The organism is Gordonia lacunae (assembly GCF_002149015.1).
GTDB classification, from domain to species: domain Bacteria; phylum Actinomycetota; class Actinomycetes; order Mycobacteriales; family Mycobacteriaceae; genus Gordonia; species Gordonia lacunae.
The window spans coordinates 1-14,046 of sequence record NZ_NGFO01000007.1 but is presented as its reverse complement, the minus strand read 5'-3'; the positions used below and the strand labels follow the sequence as shown (position 1 = coordinate 14,046).

16 protein-coding genes and 2 pseudogenes are annotated in these 14,046 nt (G+C 67.1%); 14 read left to right on the top strand and 4 right to left on the bottom strand.

Annotated elements, in window-relative coordinates; genetic code table 11:
* Positions 1–79 precede the first annotated feature (79 nt).
* Positions 80–412 carry a cupin domain-containing protein gene (locus tag CA982_RS07670; protein WP_086534751.1) on the top strand — a complete coding sequence of 111 codons (333 nt, stop codon included), beginning with the start codon at positions 80–82 and terminating at the stop codon, positions 410–412.
* 64 nt (positions 413–476) lie between these two features.
* Here the strand turns inward: CA982_RS07670 and CA982_RS07665 are convergent, their stop codons facing one another.
* Positions 477–848 (bottom strand): MerR family transcriptional regulator, encoded by a 372-nt coding sequence (locus CA982_RS07665; RefSeq protein ID WP_086534750.1) that lies wholly within the window; start codon positions 846–848, stop codon positions 477–479.
* A 46-nt stretch (positions 849–894) separates the two neighbouring features.
* Between CA982_RS07665 and CA982_RS07660 the strand changes: the two genes are divergently transcribed.
* The 7 genes and pseudogenes from CA982_RS07660 to CA982_RS27165 all read left to right on the top strand — a co-directional run bounded on the left by CA982_RS07660 (position 895) and on the right by CA982_RS27165 (position 5,188).
* Positions 895–1,773, top strand: a complete 879-nt coding sequence (locus tag CA982_RS07660) for an NAD(P)H-binding protein (RefSeq protein WP_086534749.1) — start codon at positions 895–897, stop codon at positions 1,771–1,773.
* A gap of 156 nt (positions 1,774–1,929) precedes the next feature.
* Positions 1,930–2,472 carry a hypothetical protein gene (locus CA982_RS07655; protein ID WP_086534748.1) on the top strand — a complete coding sequence of 181 codons (543 nt, stop codon included), beginning with the start codon at positions 1,930–1,932 and terminating at the stop codon, positions 2,470–2,472.
* A gap of 35 nt (positions 2,473–2,507) precedes the next feature.
* A complete protein-coding gene (locus CA982_RS07650) occupies positions 2,508–3,089 on the top strand; it encodes a hypothetical protein (RefSeq protein WP_086534747.1) in 582 nt (193 codons plus the stop codon).
* A 294-nt stretch (positions 3,090–3,383) separates the two neighbouring features.
* The gene (locus CA982_RS07645; RefSeq protein ID WP_144065997.1) at positions 3,384–3,830 is read left to right on the top strand and encodes a hypothetical protein; all 447 of its coding nucleotides are present in this window, start codon (positions 3,384–3,386) and stop codon (positions 3,828–3,830) included.
* A 325-nt stretch (positions 3,831–4,155) separates the two neighbouring features.
* Positions 4,156–4,500, top strand: a pseudogene (locus CA982_RS27175) (IS3 family transposase); the annotation flags it as partial.
* A 91-nt stretch (positions 4,501–4,591) separates the two neighbouring features.
* A pseudogene (locus CA982_RS27170) lies at positions 4,592–4,819 on the top strand (DDE-type integrase/transposase/recombinase); the annotation flags it as partial.
* 36 nt (positions 4,820–4,855) lie between these two features.
* Entirely contained in the window at positions 4,856–5,188 is a 333-nt protein-coding gene (locus CA982_RS27165; RefSeq protein ID WP_086534744.1) for an IS3 family transposase, read from the top strand.
* On the opposite strand, the gene CA982_RS07625 is transcribed toward CA982_RS27165, so the two are convergent.
* Both CA982_RS07625 and CA982_RS07620 read right to left on the bottom strand, forming a co-directional pair.
* Positions 5,163–5,813 (bottom strand): response regulator, encoded by a 651-nt coding sequence (locus CA982_RS07625; protein ID WP_086534743.1) that lies wholly within the window; start codon positions 5,811–5,813, stop codon positions 5,163–5,165. The genes CA982_RS27165 and CA982_RS07625 overlap by 26 nt on opposite strands.
* Complete coding sequence (locus CA982_RS07620; RefSeq protein WP_244176160.1) at positions 5,810–6,943, bottom strand: sensor histidine kinase; 1,134 nt, start codon at positions 6,941–6,943, stop codon at positions 5,810–5,812. The genes CA982_RS07625 and CA982_RS07620 overlap by 4 nt, the downstream gene beginning before the upstream one ends.
* 150 nt (positions 6,944–7,093) lie before the next feature.
* On the opposite strand from CA982_RS07620, the gene CA982_RS07615 reads away from it, so the two are divergent.
* The 5 genes from CA982_RS07615 (at position 7,094) to CA982_RS07595 (ending at position 12,250) form a co-directional block, all read left to right on the top strand.
* Positions 7,094–8,017 (top strand): ABC transporter ATP-binding protein, encoded by a 924-nt coding sequence (locus CA982_RS07615; RefSeq protein WP_086534741.1) that lies wholly within the window; start codon positions 7,094–7,096, stop codon positions 8,015–8,017.
* Positions 8,014–8,826: an ABC transporter permease gene (locus CA982_RS07610; RefSeq protein ID WP_086534740.1), complete on the top strand. Its 813-nt coding sequence runs from the start codon at positions 8,014–8,016 to the stop codon at positions 8,824–8,826. The genes CA982_RS07615 and CA982_RS07610 overlap by 4 nt, the downstream gene beginning before the upstream one ends.
* 103 nt (positions 8,827–8,929) lie before the next feature.
* Positions 8,930–10,681: an alpha/beta hydrolase gene (locus CA982_RS07605; RefSeq protein ID WP_086534739.1), complete on the top strand. Its 1,752-nt coding sequence runs from the start codon at positions 8,930–8,932 to the stop codon at positions 10,679–10,681.
* 70 nt (positions 10,682–10,751) lie between these two features.
* On the top strand, positions 10,752–11,696 hold the full coding sequence (locus CA982_RS07600; RefSeq protein WP_086534738.1) for a helix-turn-helix transcriptional regulator: 945 nt from the start codon (positions 10,752–10,754) through the stop codon (positions 11,694–11,696).
* The gene (locus CA982_RS07595; RefSeq protein ID WP_086534737.1) at positions 11,696–12,250 is read left to right on the top strand and encodes a dihydrofolate reductase family protein; all 555 of its coding nucleotides are present in this window, start codon (positions 11,696–11,698) and stop codon (positions 12,248–12,250) included. Before CA982_RS07600 ends, CA982_RS07595 begins: the two co-directional genes overlap by 1 nt.
* Positions 12,251–12,313: 63 nt before the next feature.
* Here CA982_RS07595 and CA982_RS07590 read toward each other — a convergent pair whose 3' ends face one another.
* The gene (locus tag CA982_RS07590; protein WP_086534736.1) at positions 12,314–12,973 is read right to left on the bottom strand and encodes a PaaI family thioesterase; all 660 of its coding nucleotides are present in this window, start codon (positions 12,971–12,973) and stop codon (positions 12,314–12,316) included.
* Positions 12,974–13,116: 143 nt separating this feature from the next.
* Between CA982_RS07590 and CA982_RS07585 the strand changes: the two genes are divergently transcribed.
* Positions 13,117–13,959 (top strand): crotonase/enoyl-CoA hydratase family protein, encoded by an 843-nt coding sequence (locus CA982_RS07585; RefSeq protein WP_086534735.1) that lies wholly within the window; start codon positions 13,117–13,119, stop codon positions 13,957–13,959.
* The last annotated feature ends 87 nt before the right edge of the window (positions 13,960–14,046 follow it).

The window sequence follows — 14,046 nt, the reverse complement described above, 5'->3', positions numbered from 1 at the left end:
CACCATGGTTCTGACCAACGCGGCCGTATTGACTGGAAATACTGTGCCGTCTGACAATTCGACCCGAAGGGAAGGCGAGATGGACACCTCCTCAGTATCGACCGCTGGCTGGGATATCAATCCCGATGGCACTGCGGACTGGGTGCCGTGGGGCGAGGGCGACCTGGCCAGGGCCAAGGTCCTGGCTTCAGGAGACGATTACATGCTCGTCCTTGTCGAGGCGCGGGCGGGCTACCGCGGTTCACCGCATGAGCACACCTCGACCGAGTTCTCGCATGTGCTGAGCGGGCGCTTACGAAACCAGGGCATCGAGATGACCAGCGGCGGGGCCTATGTCGCGGCCATCGGCTCACGCCACGACGACTTCGAGGCCCTGGAGGATGCGACGTATCTCTCGGTCTTTCGAATTTAGGACTGCTAGTGTCAGGGTCAGTTGCCAGGCAGAGTCGAGAGCTGCTGAGGCCTTCCCCGGCGTTCTAGGAGTCGTGGATGAAGCCTGCGCACTCGGGGCAGTCGTCAAGATATCGGTGTCGACACTCGACTGTGTGCTGCAGAAATATGATCGCCTGCCGTCGTCGGAAGATCTCGTCTTCGAGGGCCTCGATCTTTGCCCTCACAACTGCCTGAGCCGTCGACTTCTTCGGCGCCATTGCCGCCCGCACTTCGGGTAGCGAGAGCCCTACTCTCCGGAGTTTCAGCACCGTGCGCGCCCGCTCGATCGTTTCGTCATCGAAGATCCGGTACCCGTTGCCATCTCGGTCAACAGTGAGTGCCCCAACCTGTTCCCAATGCCGCAGGACATGTGCCCCGACACCGAGTTCGGCGGAAACCTCTCCGATGGTTCGCATCCCGACCCCTTGCCTTCATGTCAACATGAACCTTTAGGTTTCGATCATGCCTCAGAATGCTGACCCGGCGACGAGCCGCCGCCCACTGATCCTGGTCACCGGCGCGACCGGCAATGTCGGCCGGGAGATCACCGACCGTCTCGTCGGACGCGGTGCACGCGTACGCGGCTTCGGGCGCAGCCGACCCGAACCGCGCTCCGACGTCGAGTGGGCGATAGGTGACCTCGCAAACCCGGCCGATGTGCGGGCCGCGCTGACCGGGGTCACCGCGGTTTTCCTGATCTGGCCTCTGCTCGATCCCGGCCCGGCGCGTTTGGTCATCAACGAGTTCGCTTCGACCACGGCACGCGTCGTCTACCTGTCATCGACTGCTGTCGACGACAACAGTTCTCGGCAAAGCGACCCCATCGCACAGGTGCACGCCGACATGGAAGGGTTACTCCGCAACGCTGCGTTGGACTCAATCGTGCTGCGTAGCGACACGCTGGCCGCCAATGCGCGTGGCTGGGTGACACAGTTGCGCAGATCGGACGAGGTGTCCGGTCCAGACATCGCGCGGACAGCAGTCGTCGACGAGCGCGACGTCGCCGAGGCCGCGGTGACCGCGTTACTGGCCCCACGCGGTGAACTGGGCAAGAGCCCGTATTGCCTGACCGGACCCGAAATACTCAGTCGCAGCGATCAACTGGCTCGGCTCGGCGCCGCCCTTCACCGGCCACTGCGATTTCGCCCGCTCTCTGCAGAGGCGGCCCGATTGCGCATGCTCGCGGATGGGCAGCCAGAAGCCTTGGTTGCGGCACTGATCTGCGCCTCGGTGCACCGGCCGGCATCCGACGGAGTGACTGATCACGTCGAGCGTCTTACCGGCCGACCGGCGAGAACCTTCACCCAGTGGGCCACCGACCACGCAGACGAATTCGAGTGACGAGAACGGGCAGTACACCGACCCACCAACCATCGTTCGGACGATCGACCCGGTAACAAACGCCACACCTCAACGATCTCCTACACGTAGTCCACGAACGCACATCGAACATACAGACTGTTGCATCCGCAACGACCTCAGACAGGACGGTCCTCCATGTCTCTCCGAACCCGCATACTCACCGGCGGAGCCGCCTCGGTCGCGGCACTGTCGTTCGCCGCCACCCCGCTAGCCGCTGCAACACCGTCGGAGCCGGTAGCACACCCGGTTGCCGCGCAGGAACTGTCATTCGCGATCCCTGCGATCGGCGGGATCGAAGCCGGACCCGGCGGTGTGCCCGGTGGATCATTCCAGCAGACGCATGTGATCGCCCGGCCCGCAGCAGGATCCTCGGTGACGTTCACCGTCACCAACCCCGCACCGTGGCACTACCAATACGCCTACCGCTATCTGTCGGTCTCGTGGCGCAACCTGACCACCGGTGCCAGCGGCACTGTGGCACTGCGACACTGGCAGCGCCCCGCGTTTGCACCCGGCACCGTGCCCGTCACCGGTTACCCGGTCAGCCTGCCCACCTCGGCCGCCGCCCGCACCGGCGCCGGCCCGGTCGTGGCCACCGTGACCGTGCTGCGCGAGCAGTACAGCGGCACGGTGACCAGCAGCATCATCCCCGGTCTCAACGCACTCCTCGTGCCCTGACCGCCCACCTCGACACCGCAAAGGGCAACCACACCATGACCTTTCCCAGATCCGCGCACTTGGGCGTCGGCATCCTCGCATTCGCCGCCGCCATCGTGACCGGATGCAGCACCGACACCACCTCCGACGCACCGGTCTCGTCGATCGCAACATCCCCAGCCGCGACCAGCCATTCCGCTGCACCATCACATGATTCGGCCCGCCCGGCCACACCCTCACAGGCTGCACCCCCCGCCGCCGGCAGCGACACCGACGACGGTGGCAGCAGCGATGACATCGGCACCGACGGCCAGCCACCGGCCGGAACGCCCGCCGACAACGTCCCCGCCGCAGCACCTCCACCAGCCGCCACCGAACGCCCCGTCGACCCCAACGAACCACCCGCAGGCGGCACCTACTGCGGCGACGGCTACAACGGCCTGGCAGTGTGGGCGTTCGGGCCCGACTGCGCGACCGCCCAGTCAGTGTCATCGGCTCTAGGTGCCAAACGTGCTGGCGGCGCCCACTTCCCGATCACAGTCACCGTCGCCGGAAGCAACTGGATCTGCGGCGAAGGAACAAACCCTGTCCCCTACATGGAATGCTCCGGCCTCGGCGCCGTCCGACTCACCTCCTGACGTCTACCACCGGGTATTGCTAGACACACCGAGTCACAGGCGTGGCCATCCCCACTGACAGCTACGGCCCCCCGTGCCGTGACACACGAATATTGCTCACCCACAGCGGATTCAACATCGGTGACCCCAACCAGAGTCAGCATATGAGGGGATCGTCCCCAGTTCGCATGGGTGGAGGAAGATAGTTCGGTGCTCACCCAGACAACACCGGGTCGGCCTACAAACCTAACGCCGGGCAGCCATCGCTACCCGGAACCGGCGCCTTCACCGCGCCCTGACCACGAGGAGAATCTCATGCCACAAAACAGTCGCAGTCTTACCGTGGGTGTGCTCGCTGCGGCGGGTGTAGCAGCGGCGCTCGCTGCCGCACCCGCACCAGCCGTCGCTGCACCCGTTACACCATTGCAGATTGAGCAGACCGTGCTCACCGGCGCTCCCTGGCCGGTCAGCTCGCAAACGTTCAACGCCACCACCGCCCGTCCAGGCGTCGCGCGAATCAACCTCACTAGCTCCTGCAACACCTTCAACCGGCAGCTGTGCCTGCACTACACCCAGGGCGGGCGCATCGTCTGGCTCAACACCTCCACCGGCCGCGCCGGCACCGCCACCATCCCCGCCGGCGCACGCCCGGGGACATCGGTAGAGATACCCACCGGCCCGGGCCTCGTCAGCGCCCACATCTCGGCGGCCAGCACCGCGCCTACCATCGTTCCCGGGGCAGGCATTTTCCGCATCTCCTAATAGCTGGCCGGTAAGCCCTGTTGAATTGCGTGACGGTGGCGGGATCATTGCCCCGGGCCCACCCGTTTTTCGACGCTGCGAGCGGCCGTTCGGCGATAGGCGCACTGACCGGCACCGTCCATCGTCAACACGCTGAGGCCGTTCACCCCAAGAGCACGGGGTGGGCGGCCTCAGTCGTCGAACGGGCACACCGCCTGGGGCGCACTTCGGCCACTCTTGTCATAGGACCCGCTTACGCTGACGAGGTGGGCATCCGTATAGAGCACCGCGCGGGCTTCTCGAACGACCAGCTCGAAGCCATGAGTCAAGGGCTCGATCGAATGTCGTGTCCTGCGTCTGCGGAAGTAGTCATCTCGGACGACTTCGTGGCAGACGTTCGCAGTCTGTTGAGTTCGACGACGTCGTGAACTCGCGGGGCCCGCTGGTGATCGCCGACAGGTCCACCCCCGCGGCTGGGCTGGCACGCTCCACGTTCTTCTACCACCAGGCCCGAGTCGGCAATCCCGACCCGTGGGAACAGACCAAAGCTGCGATCAGCGGGATATTCCACGCCAACAAGGGGCGTTACGGCCACCGGCGAGTACACCGCGAGCTGGTCAAGACCGGCGAGCAGATCGCGAAGAAGACCGTGCTGGCGCTGATGCGTCAACTCGGTCTGGCCAGTCAGATCCGCCGGCGTCGGTACGTGTCGTACCAGGGCCAGACCGGCGTCATCGCCGAGAACCTACTCAAACCGCGACTTCACCGCCGAGGCACCCAACCAGAAGTGGCTCACCGATGTCACCGAGTTCCGCATCGGCGAGAACAGGCTGTACCTGTCACCGATCTTGGACCTGTGCAACCGCGAGATCCTCGCCTACTCGGTCGGTCGATCCCCGAATCTGGATCTGACCCACTCGTCGTTGCAGGCCGCATTCGCCACCCTCGAACCCGGGCCGCACCCATTGGTGCACTCCGATCAAGGCTTCCAATACCAGCACAAGACCTGAGGACGGCTACTCGCCGAAGTCGTTGGGCAGAAATCGATGTCACGCAAGGGGAACTGCTACGACAACGCCGTGAGGGAAGCGTTCTTCGGACACCTCAAGGAGGAATGCTTCCACCACGTCACCTACCTCGACACTGAAGCCCTCGAGGCCGCCCCGCACGACTACATCCATTGGTACAACCACAACCGCACCTCCGAACGACTCGAGGGTCTGAGCCCGGTGCAATACCCGACTCAGACCCTCGTGGCGTCACCTCCCGAATTACCAGTCCAACCTCCGGGGAGCAGTCCATCGGACCGGGTGGGTTTGTGGAAAAGGGGTGGCTTTGTCGGAAGTGACAACCTCACACCATCCCGGCGTCATGCATGAGGATCGCGACCTGGACCCGGTTGCTCGCATCGAGCTTGGTGAAGATGTGCGAGATGTGCGCCTTGACCGTCGCGAGGCTCATGTAGAGGCGTTGGGCGATCTCGGCGTTGGACGCGCCGCGGGCCAGTTCCACGGCCACGTCGCGCTCGCGTGCCGTGAGATGGTCGACACGCCCGGACGCGGACGACGCACGACTGCCACCGGTGCTGACCACCTGCTTGATCAGCGCGGCGGTCACCGAGGGACTCAGGGCCGGCCGACCGTCGAGCACCTCGTGGATGGCGGCGACGATGGCATCGGGCGGGGTGTCCTTGAGGAGGAACCCGTCCGCGCCCATCGCCAGTGCGCGGACCACGTAGTCGTCGGCGTCGAAGGTCGTCAGGACGATGATCGCCGGCGGCGAGGCCAGGGCCTTGAAATGCCCGGTTGCCGCGATCCCGTCGAGGACCGGCATCCGCAGATCCATGAGGACGAGATCCACCGGCGCGGCATCATGGGAGTCGAGGGCCTCCTGCCCGTTGCCCGCCTCGGCGACGATGTCGAGCCCCGCATCGCCGCCGAGCAGAAGGCGGAGTCCGGAACGGACGAGCGGGTCGTCGTCGACGATCATGATGCGGGCGGTCATGACTGCCACGGTAGCCAGACGTGCAACAGGAAACGTTTGTCCTCGCTGACCGTCGCCGACTGCCGGCCGCCGTGCAGACCGACCCGCTCGGCCAGACCCACGAGGCCGAATCCCGGTGTCGGGCCATTCGAACCCATCGACAGCGGTAGTGGGTTCTCGACGAGCAGATCGACCCCGTGCTCGGGTCCGCCGCGGATGTGCATGGTCACCGGCGCGCTCGGCGAATGGCGGCGCGCATTGGTCAGGGCCTCCTGCACACACCGGTACAACGTCCGCGCGATCCCCGGACTCAGCGAACCCACGTCGATGTCACAGCGGCTCTCCACGCGCATACCCAGCCGTCGGGCCTCCTCGATCAGCCCCGACAGGTCCGGCACCCCCTGCGGTTTCTCCGGAGTGGCATCGCCGGGACCCTCACGCAGAACCCCGAGCACCTCCCGGAGTTCGGTCAACGCGAGATGTGAGGTCTCCTGGATGGTCTGCGCCGTCTCGCGGATCTGCTCGGCGGACAGGTCCGATCGGTAGGCCAGCGCACCCGCCGACATACTCATCGCCGAGATGCGATGCGCGAGGATGTCGTGCATCTCCCGGGCGATCCGCGCCCGTTCCAGCGACCGCGCCTGCATGACCTTCGCCTGCTGCTCGGCTTCCGAGGCGAGCGCCCGCGCCCGCCAGCTCGCGAGAAGCTCACGGCGAGAGCCGATGTAGAGACCCCACGCGACCATCGCCCCCGTCGCGACCGCCGTCACCGCGTACTGGACGATGACCGGATCACTCGCCTCGGTGGGAGTGGCGAAGAACTCGAGGGCGATGATCCCCGCGACGACGGACAGCACGGCCTGCGGGATGATCTCGCGCCACCGCCGCCGGGTCGACAGCGACACCATGGCGAGGATCGCCGGCCCGAGTGACGACGACGACACGATGGTCACGATGTTGACGAACGTCGTGACCGGTACGGGATGACGTCGGCGCCACCAGATGACGATGAAGGACACCAGCCCGAGCGTGAGATCGGCGATGAACCACCACCGGGCCTCGTCCCAGAGGTACGACGCACGAGTCGCGAAGGCGCCGGCCGAGATGCAGAGCATCACCGCGAGCCGCCACAGTCGGCCGGTCCACGTCATCGGGGGTTGGTACTGCTCGGGACGCACACCGTCACCGTAGTCGTGCCCCGACGTGGACCGCGTCCGACCGATGGGTGCCGACCCCTACGACTTTCGGCCGATACGACGGTGTCCGGAAGCCCGATGTGCGCAGCATGCGGGAACGAGACGATGGACGACATGATCACAGTGAAGAATCTGACGAAGCGCTACGGCGACTACGTCGCGGTCGATGACGTGTCCTTCACCTGCCGCCCCGGACAGGTGACCGGATTCCTCGGCCCCAACGGCGCGGGGAAGTCGACGACGATGCGCATCATCGCCGGACTGACGCCGCCGACCTCCGGGGTGGCCCAACTCTACGGCGTCGACTATCGGACGATCCCGAATCCGGCGACGCAAGTCGGCATCCTCCTGGACGCCTCGGCGCAGCATGCAGGCCGAACCGGCGCAGAGGTGCTGCGCCTGTCGGCGATGACGATGGGCATCGGCCGCGACCGCGTCGACGAGATGCTCGAACTGGTCAGCCTCACCCCGGAGGAAGCCGGGCGACGAGTGCGCAACTACTCCCTCGGCATGCGGCAGCGGCTCGGTATCGCCGCGGCACTGCTCGGCGATCCGAAGATCCTCATCCTCGACGAACCGGCGAACGGACTCGATCCGGCCGGTATCCACTGGATGCGAACCCTCCTGCGTGGATATGCCGACCGTGGCGGGACGGTCCTGCTGTCGTCGCATCTCCTGCACGAGATCGAAATCGTCGCCGACGACATCGTCGTGATCGGCAACGGCCGGATCGTGGCGCAGGGCACCAAGGACGAGCTCCTCGCCGGGGCGGGCACGCGTGTCCGGTCACTCGACGACGCCGCGCTCGGCGAGGCGCTCGTGGCTGCCGGTATCACTGTGCAACGCAACACCTCCGGTGGACTCGATGTCGATGCCGACCCCGTCGACGTGGGCCGCGCCGCGGCCGCCGTCGGCGTCGTCCTCACCGAACTACGGCCCGCCGACGGTGCCCAGCTCGAAGCCATGTTCCTGCAGCTGACCGCCGAGACCCAGCGCGAACACACCACACTCGAAGGAGTAGCCCGATGACCCTCGCCGACTTCGGTACACCCGTGCCGCCGGCCGACGTGATCGACGTCGACCGCCCCGGAATCCCGTTCTCCCGGCTCGTGCGGGTCGAACTCCGCAAACTCGTGGACACCCGCGCCGGTTTCTGGCTGACCGCCTCGATCGGGGTGATCGCGGCCGTCGTCGTGATCGCGATGCTCATCGCGAACCGCAACAGCCCCGAGAACCTCAACCTCGGACAGTTCTTCGGGATGATGAACATCCCCACCGCCATCATCCTGCCGATCCTGGCAATCCTGCTCGTGACCGGCGAGTGGAGTCAGCGCACTGCCCTGACCACGTTCACGCTCGAGCCACGACGGCAGCGCGTCATCGGGGCGAAGCTGGTGGCGGCGCTCCTCACCGCCGTCGCGGCGGTCGCGGTGGCGCTCGTCCTCGGTGTCATCGGCAACGGGATCGCGGGCCTGGCATTCGCCGATCCCGCCGGCTCCTGGGACCTCACCCTCGCCGGATTCGTCAATTCGTTTGTGTCGCAGACCTTCGGCCTGCTGCTCGGATTCGGTTTCGCCGCCCTGATCCTGAACACCCCGGGCGCGATCGTCGCCTACTTCGCGCTGCCCACCGCCCTGACCGTGGTGAGCCAGCTGGTCCCGTGGTTCAAGGACAATCTCGGGCAGTGGGTCGACACCGGACTGACGAACGTGCCGTTCCAGGAGGCCGATTGGGCGACCGGGGGCGAATGGGCGAGGATGCTGGTCTCGGCGGTGATCTGGATCGGACTACCGCTCGGAGTGGGTGTACTGCGGATTCTGCGGTCCGAGGTCAAGTAACGGACGCCGACCGGTGGCACGACGGTCACGGTCACCGTAAGCGCCGCTGCCACACCGCGATCGGTGTTACGGTTTTCGGGTTCTCGAGAAAAGAGGAACCCACGTGTCGTCGAGTGCACCCACCTCGCAGCCGGCCGCAGCTCCGGAACCGGACGATTCGCCGGTCCCGGAGCGCGCTGCCGCGACCGGCCCGGCCGAGGAGAAGAAGCCGTCCTGGTGGAGACGCCGCCTCCACCGGTATTCGTGTGTCGGGCTGACGGTCGCGCTCGTCTTCTTCTGGCTGTCGGTGACACCGTCGCTCCTGCCGCGCGGTCCGCTGTTCCAGGGCATCGTGAGCGGGGCGTCGGCCGCCGTCGGGTACGGCCTGGGCGTAGGTGTCTCGTGGCTGATCCGCTACATGATCTCCCGGGACGATCCGTGGCCCGCGCCGATGCGCCGCCTCTGGGTCGCGCTCGGCCTGGCGGCCGTCGCGGGGACGGTGGTCATGCTCGTCGCGTTCCAGCGGTGGCAGGACCAGGTCCGCACCATGATGGGCGTCGATCTGCTGTCGTGGACCGCCTACCCGCAGATCCTGCTCATCGCCGTCGTGGTGTTCGCCCTGTTGATGACCATCGGACAGGCATGGGGCGACGGCGTCGAGTGGCTCGTCCGGAAGATCAATCGTGTTGCGCCTCCACGCATCTCGGCATTCGTCGCAGCGACCGTCGCCATCGTCGTCACGGTGCTGGTCCTCAACGGCGTCGTCGCGAACTACGGGATGCAGGCGTTGAACTCCTCGTTCGCCGCGGTCAACGACGAGACCACCGCGGACTCCAACCCGCCGACGACACCGCTGCGTTCGGGCGGACCGGGCTCGTTGGTGACCTGGGACTCACTCGGGCGTCAGGGTCGCATCTTCGTGTCGGTGTCACCGACGGTGGCCGAGCTGAGCGAGTTCAACGGCGCTCCGGCGATGGAACCGATCCGCGCCTACGTCGGACTCGGGTCGGGCAAAGACCTGCGGGCCAATGCCGAACTGGCCGCGGAGGAGCTCGTCCGCGCCGGCGGGTTGCAGCGCAAACTCATCGCGGTCGCGTCCACCACCGGGACCGGATGGATCAATCAGGCCACCGTGGACTCTCTCGAGTACATGTACAACGGCGACACCGCGACGGTCAGCATGCAGTACTCGTACCTACCGAGCTGGCTGTCCTTCCTCGTCGACAAGGAACGTGCCCGGCAGGCGGGACTGGCGCTCTTCGAAGCGGTCTCGGAACGCGTGCGCGAGGTGCCCGAGGCCCAACGCCCGAAGCTGGTCGTCTTCGGCGAGAGCCTCGGCTCCTTCGCGGCCGAGTCGGCGTTCGGGACCATTCCGGCGCTGAGCGCGCGCACCGACGGCGCCTTGTTCAGCGGGCCGACCTTCAACAACAAACTGTGGGTGGACACGACCGGGTCACGCGACGACGGGACCCCGGAGGTGTTGCCCACCTATGACGACGGCCGACAGGTCCGATTCATCGCCGACGCCCCGGACCTCGACGAGCCGACCACCGAATGGGTGTCGCCGTCCGGTCGCGCGGTGTACCTGCAGCACGCCTCCGACCCGATCTCGTGGTGGAATCCGCGACTGATACTCCGCGAACCCGACTGGCTCAAGGAAGACCCCGGCCGCGACGTGCTGTCGGCGATGCGCTGGATTCCGTTCGTGACGTTCCTACAGGTCAGCGCGGACATGGCGGTCTCCGTCGGCGTCCCCGACGGGCACGGACACAACTATCTGTCCGCGATCCCCGCCGCCTGGGCCAAGATCCTGCAGCCACCGGGCTGGACCGAGGCCAAGACCGAACAGCTGATCCCACTGCTCACCAGGGACTGATCCCGCCGCCCGAGCCGACGGAGCAATTTCGGTCGGGCGGACGGGGTCGCCGCGGTTCCATACTCGTAGGGTGGCTCCCTCCCCGACCGACCGCGACCGTCTCCGGCAACTGCTCGACGCGGTGCTCTCCGACGACAACACGTCGCTCGACGACATGGCCGCGGGTGCCTACGCATCGCCGTTCCACTTCACCCGGCAGGTGCGGCGGGGCGCAGGCGAGGCGCCGGTGGCCCTGCGCCGCCGCGTCCTCCTCGAACGTGCCGCGTGGTTGCTGCAGAGAGGGCAGTCGGTGACCGATGTGGCCTTCGAATCCGGATACGAGTCGGTAGACGGCTTCGCACGCGCATTCAGCCGCGCCTTCGGGCACAGCCCCGGCCGGATGGGCCCGGTGGGCGAGCACAGCCACTGGCTGCCGGCACCGAACGGCATCCACTTCCACTCGCCCACCGCGCTCTACGTCGACAGCGGCTCACCCACGACCGAGGATGCGGGCGACGTGGTGATGCTCATGGTGCGCCACGACCTCGACGACATCGACGCACTTCTGGACGCCGCGAAGGGTGTCGACGCCGCATCATGGATCGCGCCGCGCCTGGCCGGACACCAGCCGCTGTCGTGGAGCGGCCCGGAAGAGAATCTCGCTCAGGTGATCTCGCATCTGGTCGCCGACAAGCTCCCCTGGCTGTCGACCATCGAGGGAGCCGACCTGCCGCCGGCCGCGCCGACCGAGCTGACCGACCTCGTCGAGCTCCACCGCGACATCGCACCGCGCTGGCTGGCCCTGGTCCGCGACATCGATCGCCGCGGCGCATGGCAGGACCGGGTCATCGACGCGTTGTGCGATCCACCCGAGTCGTTCCTGCTCTCGCAGATCGTCGCGCATGTCCTGACGTTCTCCGCACACCGCAGGCTCGTCGCCCGGTGGATGTTGCGCGACGCCGGCCTCGATGTGACCGCCCCGGCGCTCGATCCCGACCCGATCATGTGGCACCGCAAACACTCCGGAGGATTCTGATGGCTTTCCGCTACTACACGGCAACCACCCTCGACGGCTTCCTCGCCGACGACCGCGACAGCCTCGACTGGCTGTTGAGTCAACCGCTGGAAGAGAGCGGCCCGATGAACTACGACGACTTCTTCCGGCAGGTGGGGGTCGCCGTCATGGGCGCGACCACCTACCGGTGGCTCCTCGACCACGAGGTCTCGGACGGGAAACCCTGGCCGTACGAGATCCCCACGTTCGTCTTCACCCATCGGTCGCTCACGCCGGTGTCGGACACGATCACGGTGGTGAACGGCAAGCCCGCGGACCTTCGCGATCGTCTCCTCGCGGCGGCCGATGGACGCGACATCTGGGTCGTGGGCGGTGGCGACCTGGCCGCGCAGTTCGCCGAGGCCGGCATGCTCGACGACATCGTCGTCTCGATCGCGCCGGTCACCCTCGGGTCGGGACGGCCGCTCTTCCCACGGCGCTACGACTTCGAGCTCCAGGAGTTCGCCCGCAACGGCGCCTTCCTGTGCGCGCGCTACTCGCCGGTCGGACCGAGATCCGCACCCGCCCAGGTCTGATCGTCCGAGGAGCGGGCCCGCGGTCACCGGTCGAGGGCGGTACACGGCCCCCGACCGGTCGGTTCAGCCCTCGCCGACGGACTTTCGCATGGCCTCGGGCACCTCACCACGGGCCCACCGGGGCAGGATGAAGATGCCCTCGGATTCGGCGGTGACCTCCCCGTCGACCGAGATCGTCCCGGTGACGAAGGTCTTCACACCCTCCACCCGATCGACTCGCGCCTCGCCCCGGATCGGGCCGAGCGGCGTGCCGCGCCGGTACCGCACGGTGAGCGTGCCGGTCATACCGGGCACACCCTGGAACTCCGCGGTCGAACCCAGCAACTGGTCGAAGACGAGCGCGAGGACACCACCGTGCACGAGTCCGGCCGGCCCCTCGTACTGAGGGCCGAGGTCCACCTCGAGCCAGCTGTGTTCGGTCTCGTGGCGGATGTCGACCGGCGGAGCGATCGGATTGCGCCGACCGAGGACGGCGTTGCCCCACGACCGCTTGGTCCCGTCCGCGTTGAACCGGATGCCGAACGGCCCCGGCAGCTGATCCTTCCGGAGGATCTCGGTGGCGGCGGCGATGAGGCGCCTCGCCTCCGCGATGTCGGTCTCGCCGACCTCGGTGCGCACCGTCGCATCGATCAGGTCCCGGACGCTGCCCGCGATCGCGGACGCGAGTTCGGTCCGGTGCGCGAGTTCCTCCGGGTCGATGTCCTCCTGGATGTATCCGCTCATGAGCCCATCTAACAGGGTCGACGAGGTGTGACCGGCGCAGCCCGGCGACGACCGGCCGGGGTCGGCGCACTGCGGTCGGGGGTAGGCGCGCTGCGGTCGGATCCGACCACGAGCGCTTCTGACCGCCGAGTAGGCTCCCTCGCATGACAGACCACGCCTGGAACGACCGCGCCTGGACCGCGTTCGACGTCACCGTCTCCGACCACATCGCCGAGGTCACCCTGATCGGCCCGGGTAAGGGCAATGCCATGGGGCCGGACTTCTGGCAAGAACTCCCCGAGCTTTTCGGACAGCTCGACACCGACCCCGGAGTGCGCGCGGTGGTGCTGACAGGGTCGGGCAAGAACTTCTCCTACGGCCTCGACCTCGTCGCGATGGGTGGGACGTTGTCGGGCATCCTCGCCGGGGACGCGAAAGCGGCGCCGCGCACCGAGTTCCTCGACTCGCTGCGGAAGCTACAGGCCGGGATCACCGCGGTTGCCGACTGTCGCAAGCCGGTCGTAGCGGCCGTGTCCGGCTGGTGCATCGGCGGTGGTGTCGACCTGATCTGCGCCGCGGACGTGCGCTACGCGAGCGCCGACGCCAAGTTCAGTGTGCGTGAGGTCAAGGTCGGCATGGTCGCCGATGTGGGCACGCTCGCGCGCCTGCCGTTCATCATCGGCGACGGCCACCTGCGCGAGCTGGCGCTGACCGGTAAGGACGTCGACGCCGCCCGGGCCGAGAAGATCGGTCTCGTCAACGACGTCGCCGACGATCAGGACGCGGTTCTCGAACTCGCCCGGTCGACCGCCCGCGAGATCGCCGACAATCCGCCGCTGGTCGTCCACGGCATCAAATCCGTCCTCGACCATTCGCGCAGCGCCGCCGTGCACGACAGCCTCCGCTACGTCGCCGCGTGGAACTCCGCGTTCCTGCCCAGCGAAGACCTGTCCGAGGCCATCACCGCCGTCTTCGAGAAGCGCAAACCCGAGTTCAAGGGACGCTGAGCCGGCGGGGCCGCTCTCCTGCTGGCAGGGGTGCGAGCGTCGTCACCCCGACCCCCTGAGGAGCGAGCTCGCAAGCTCACCCCGGCC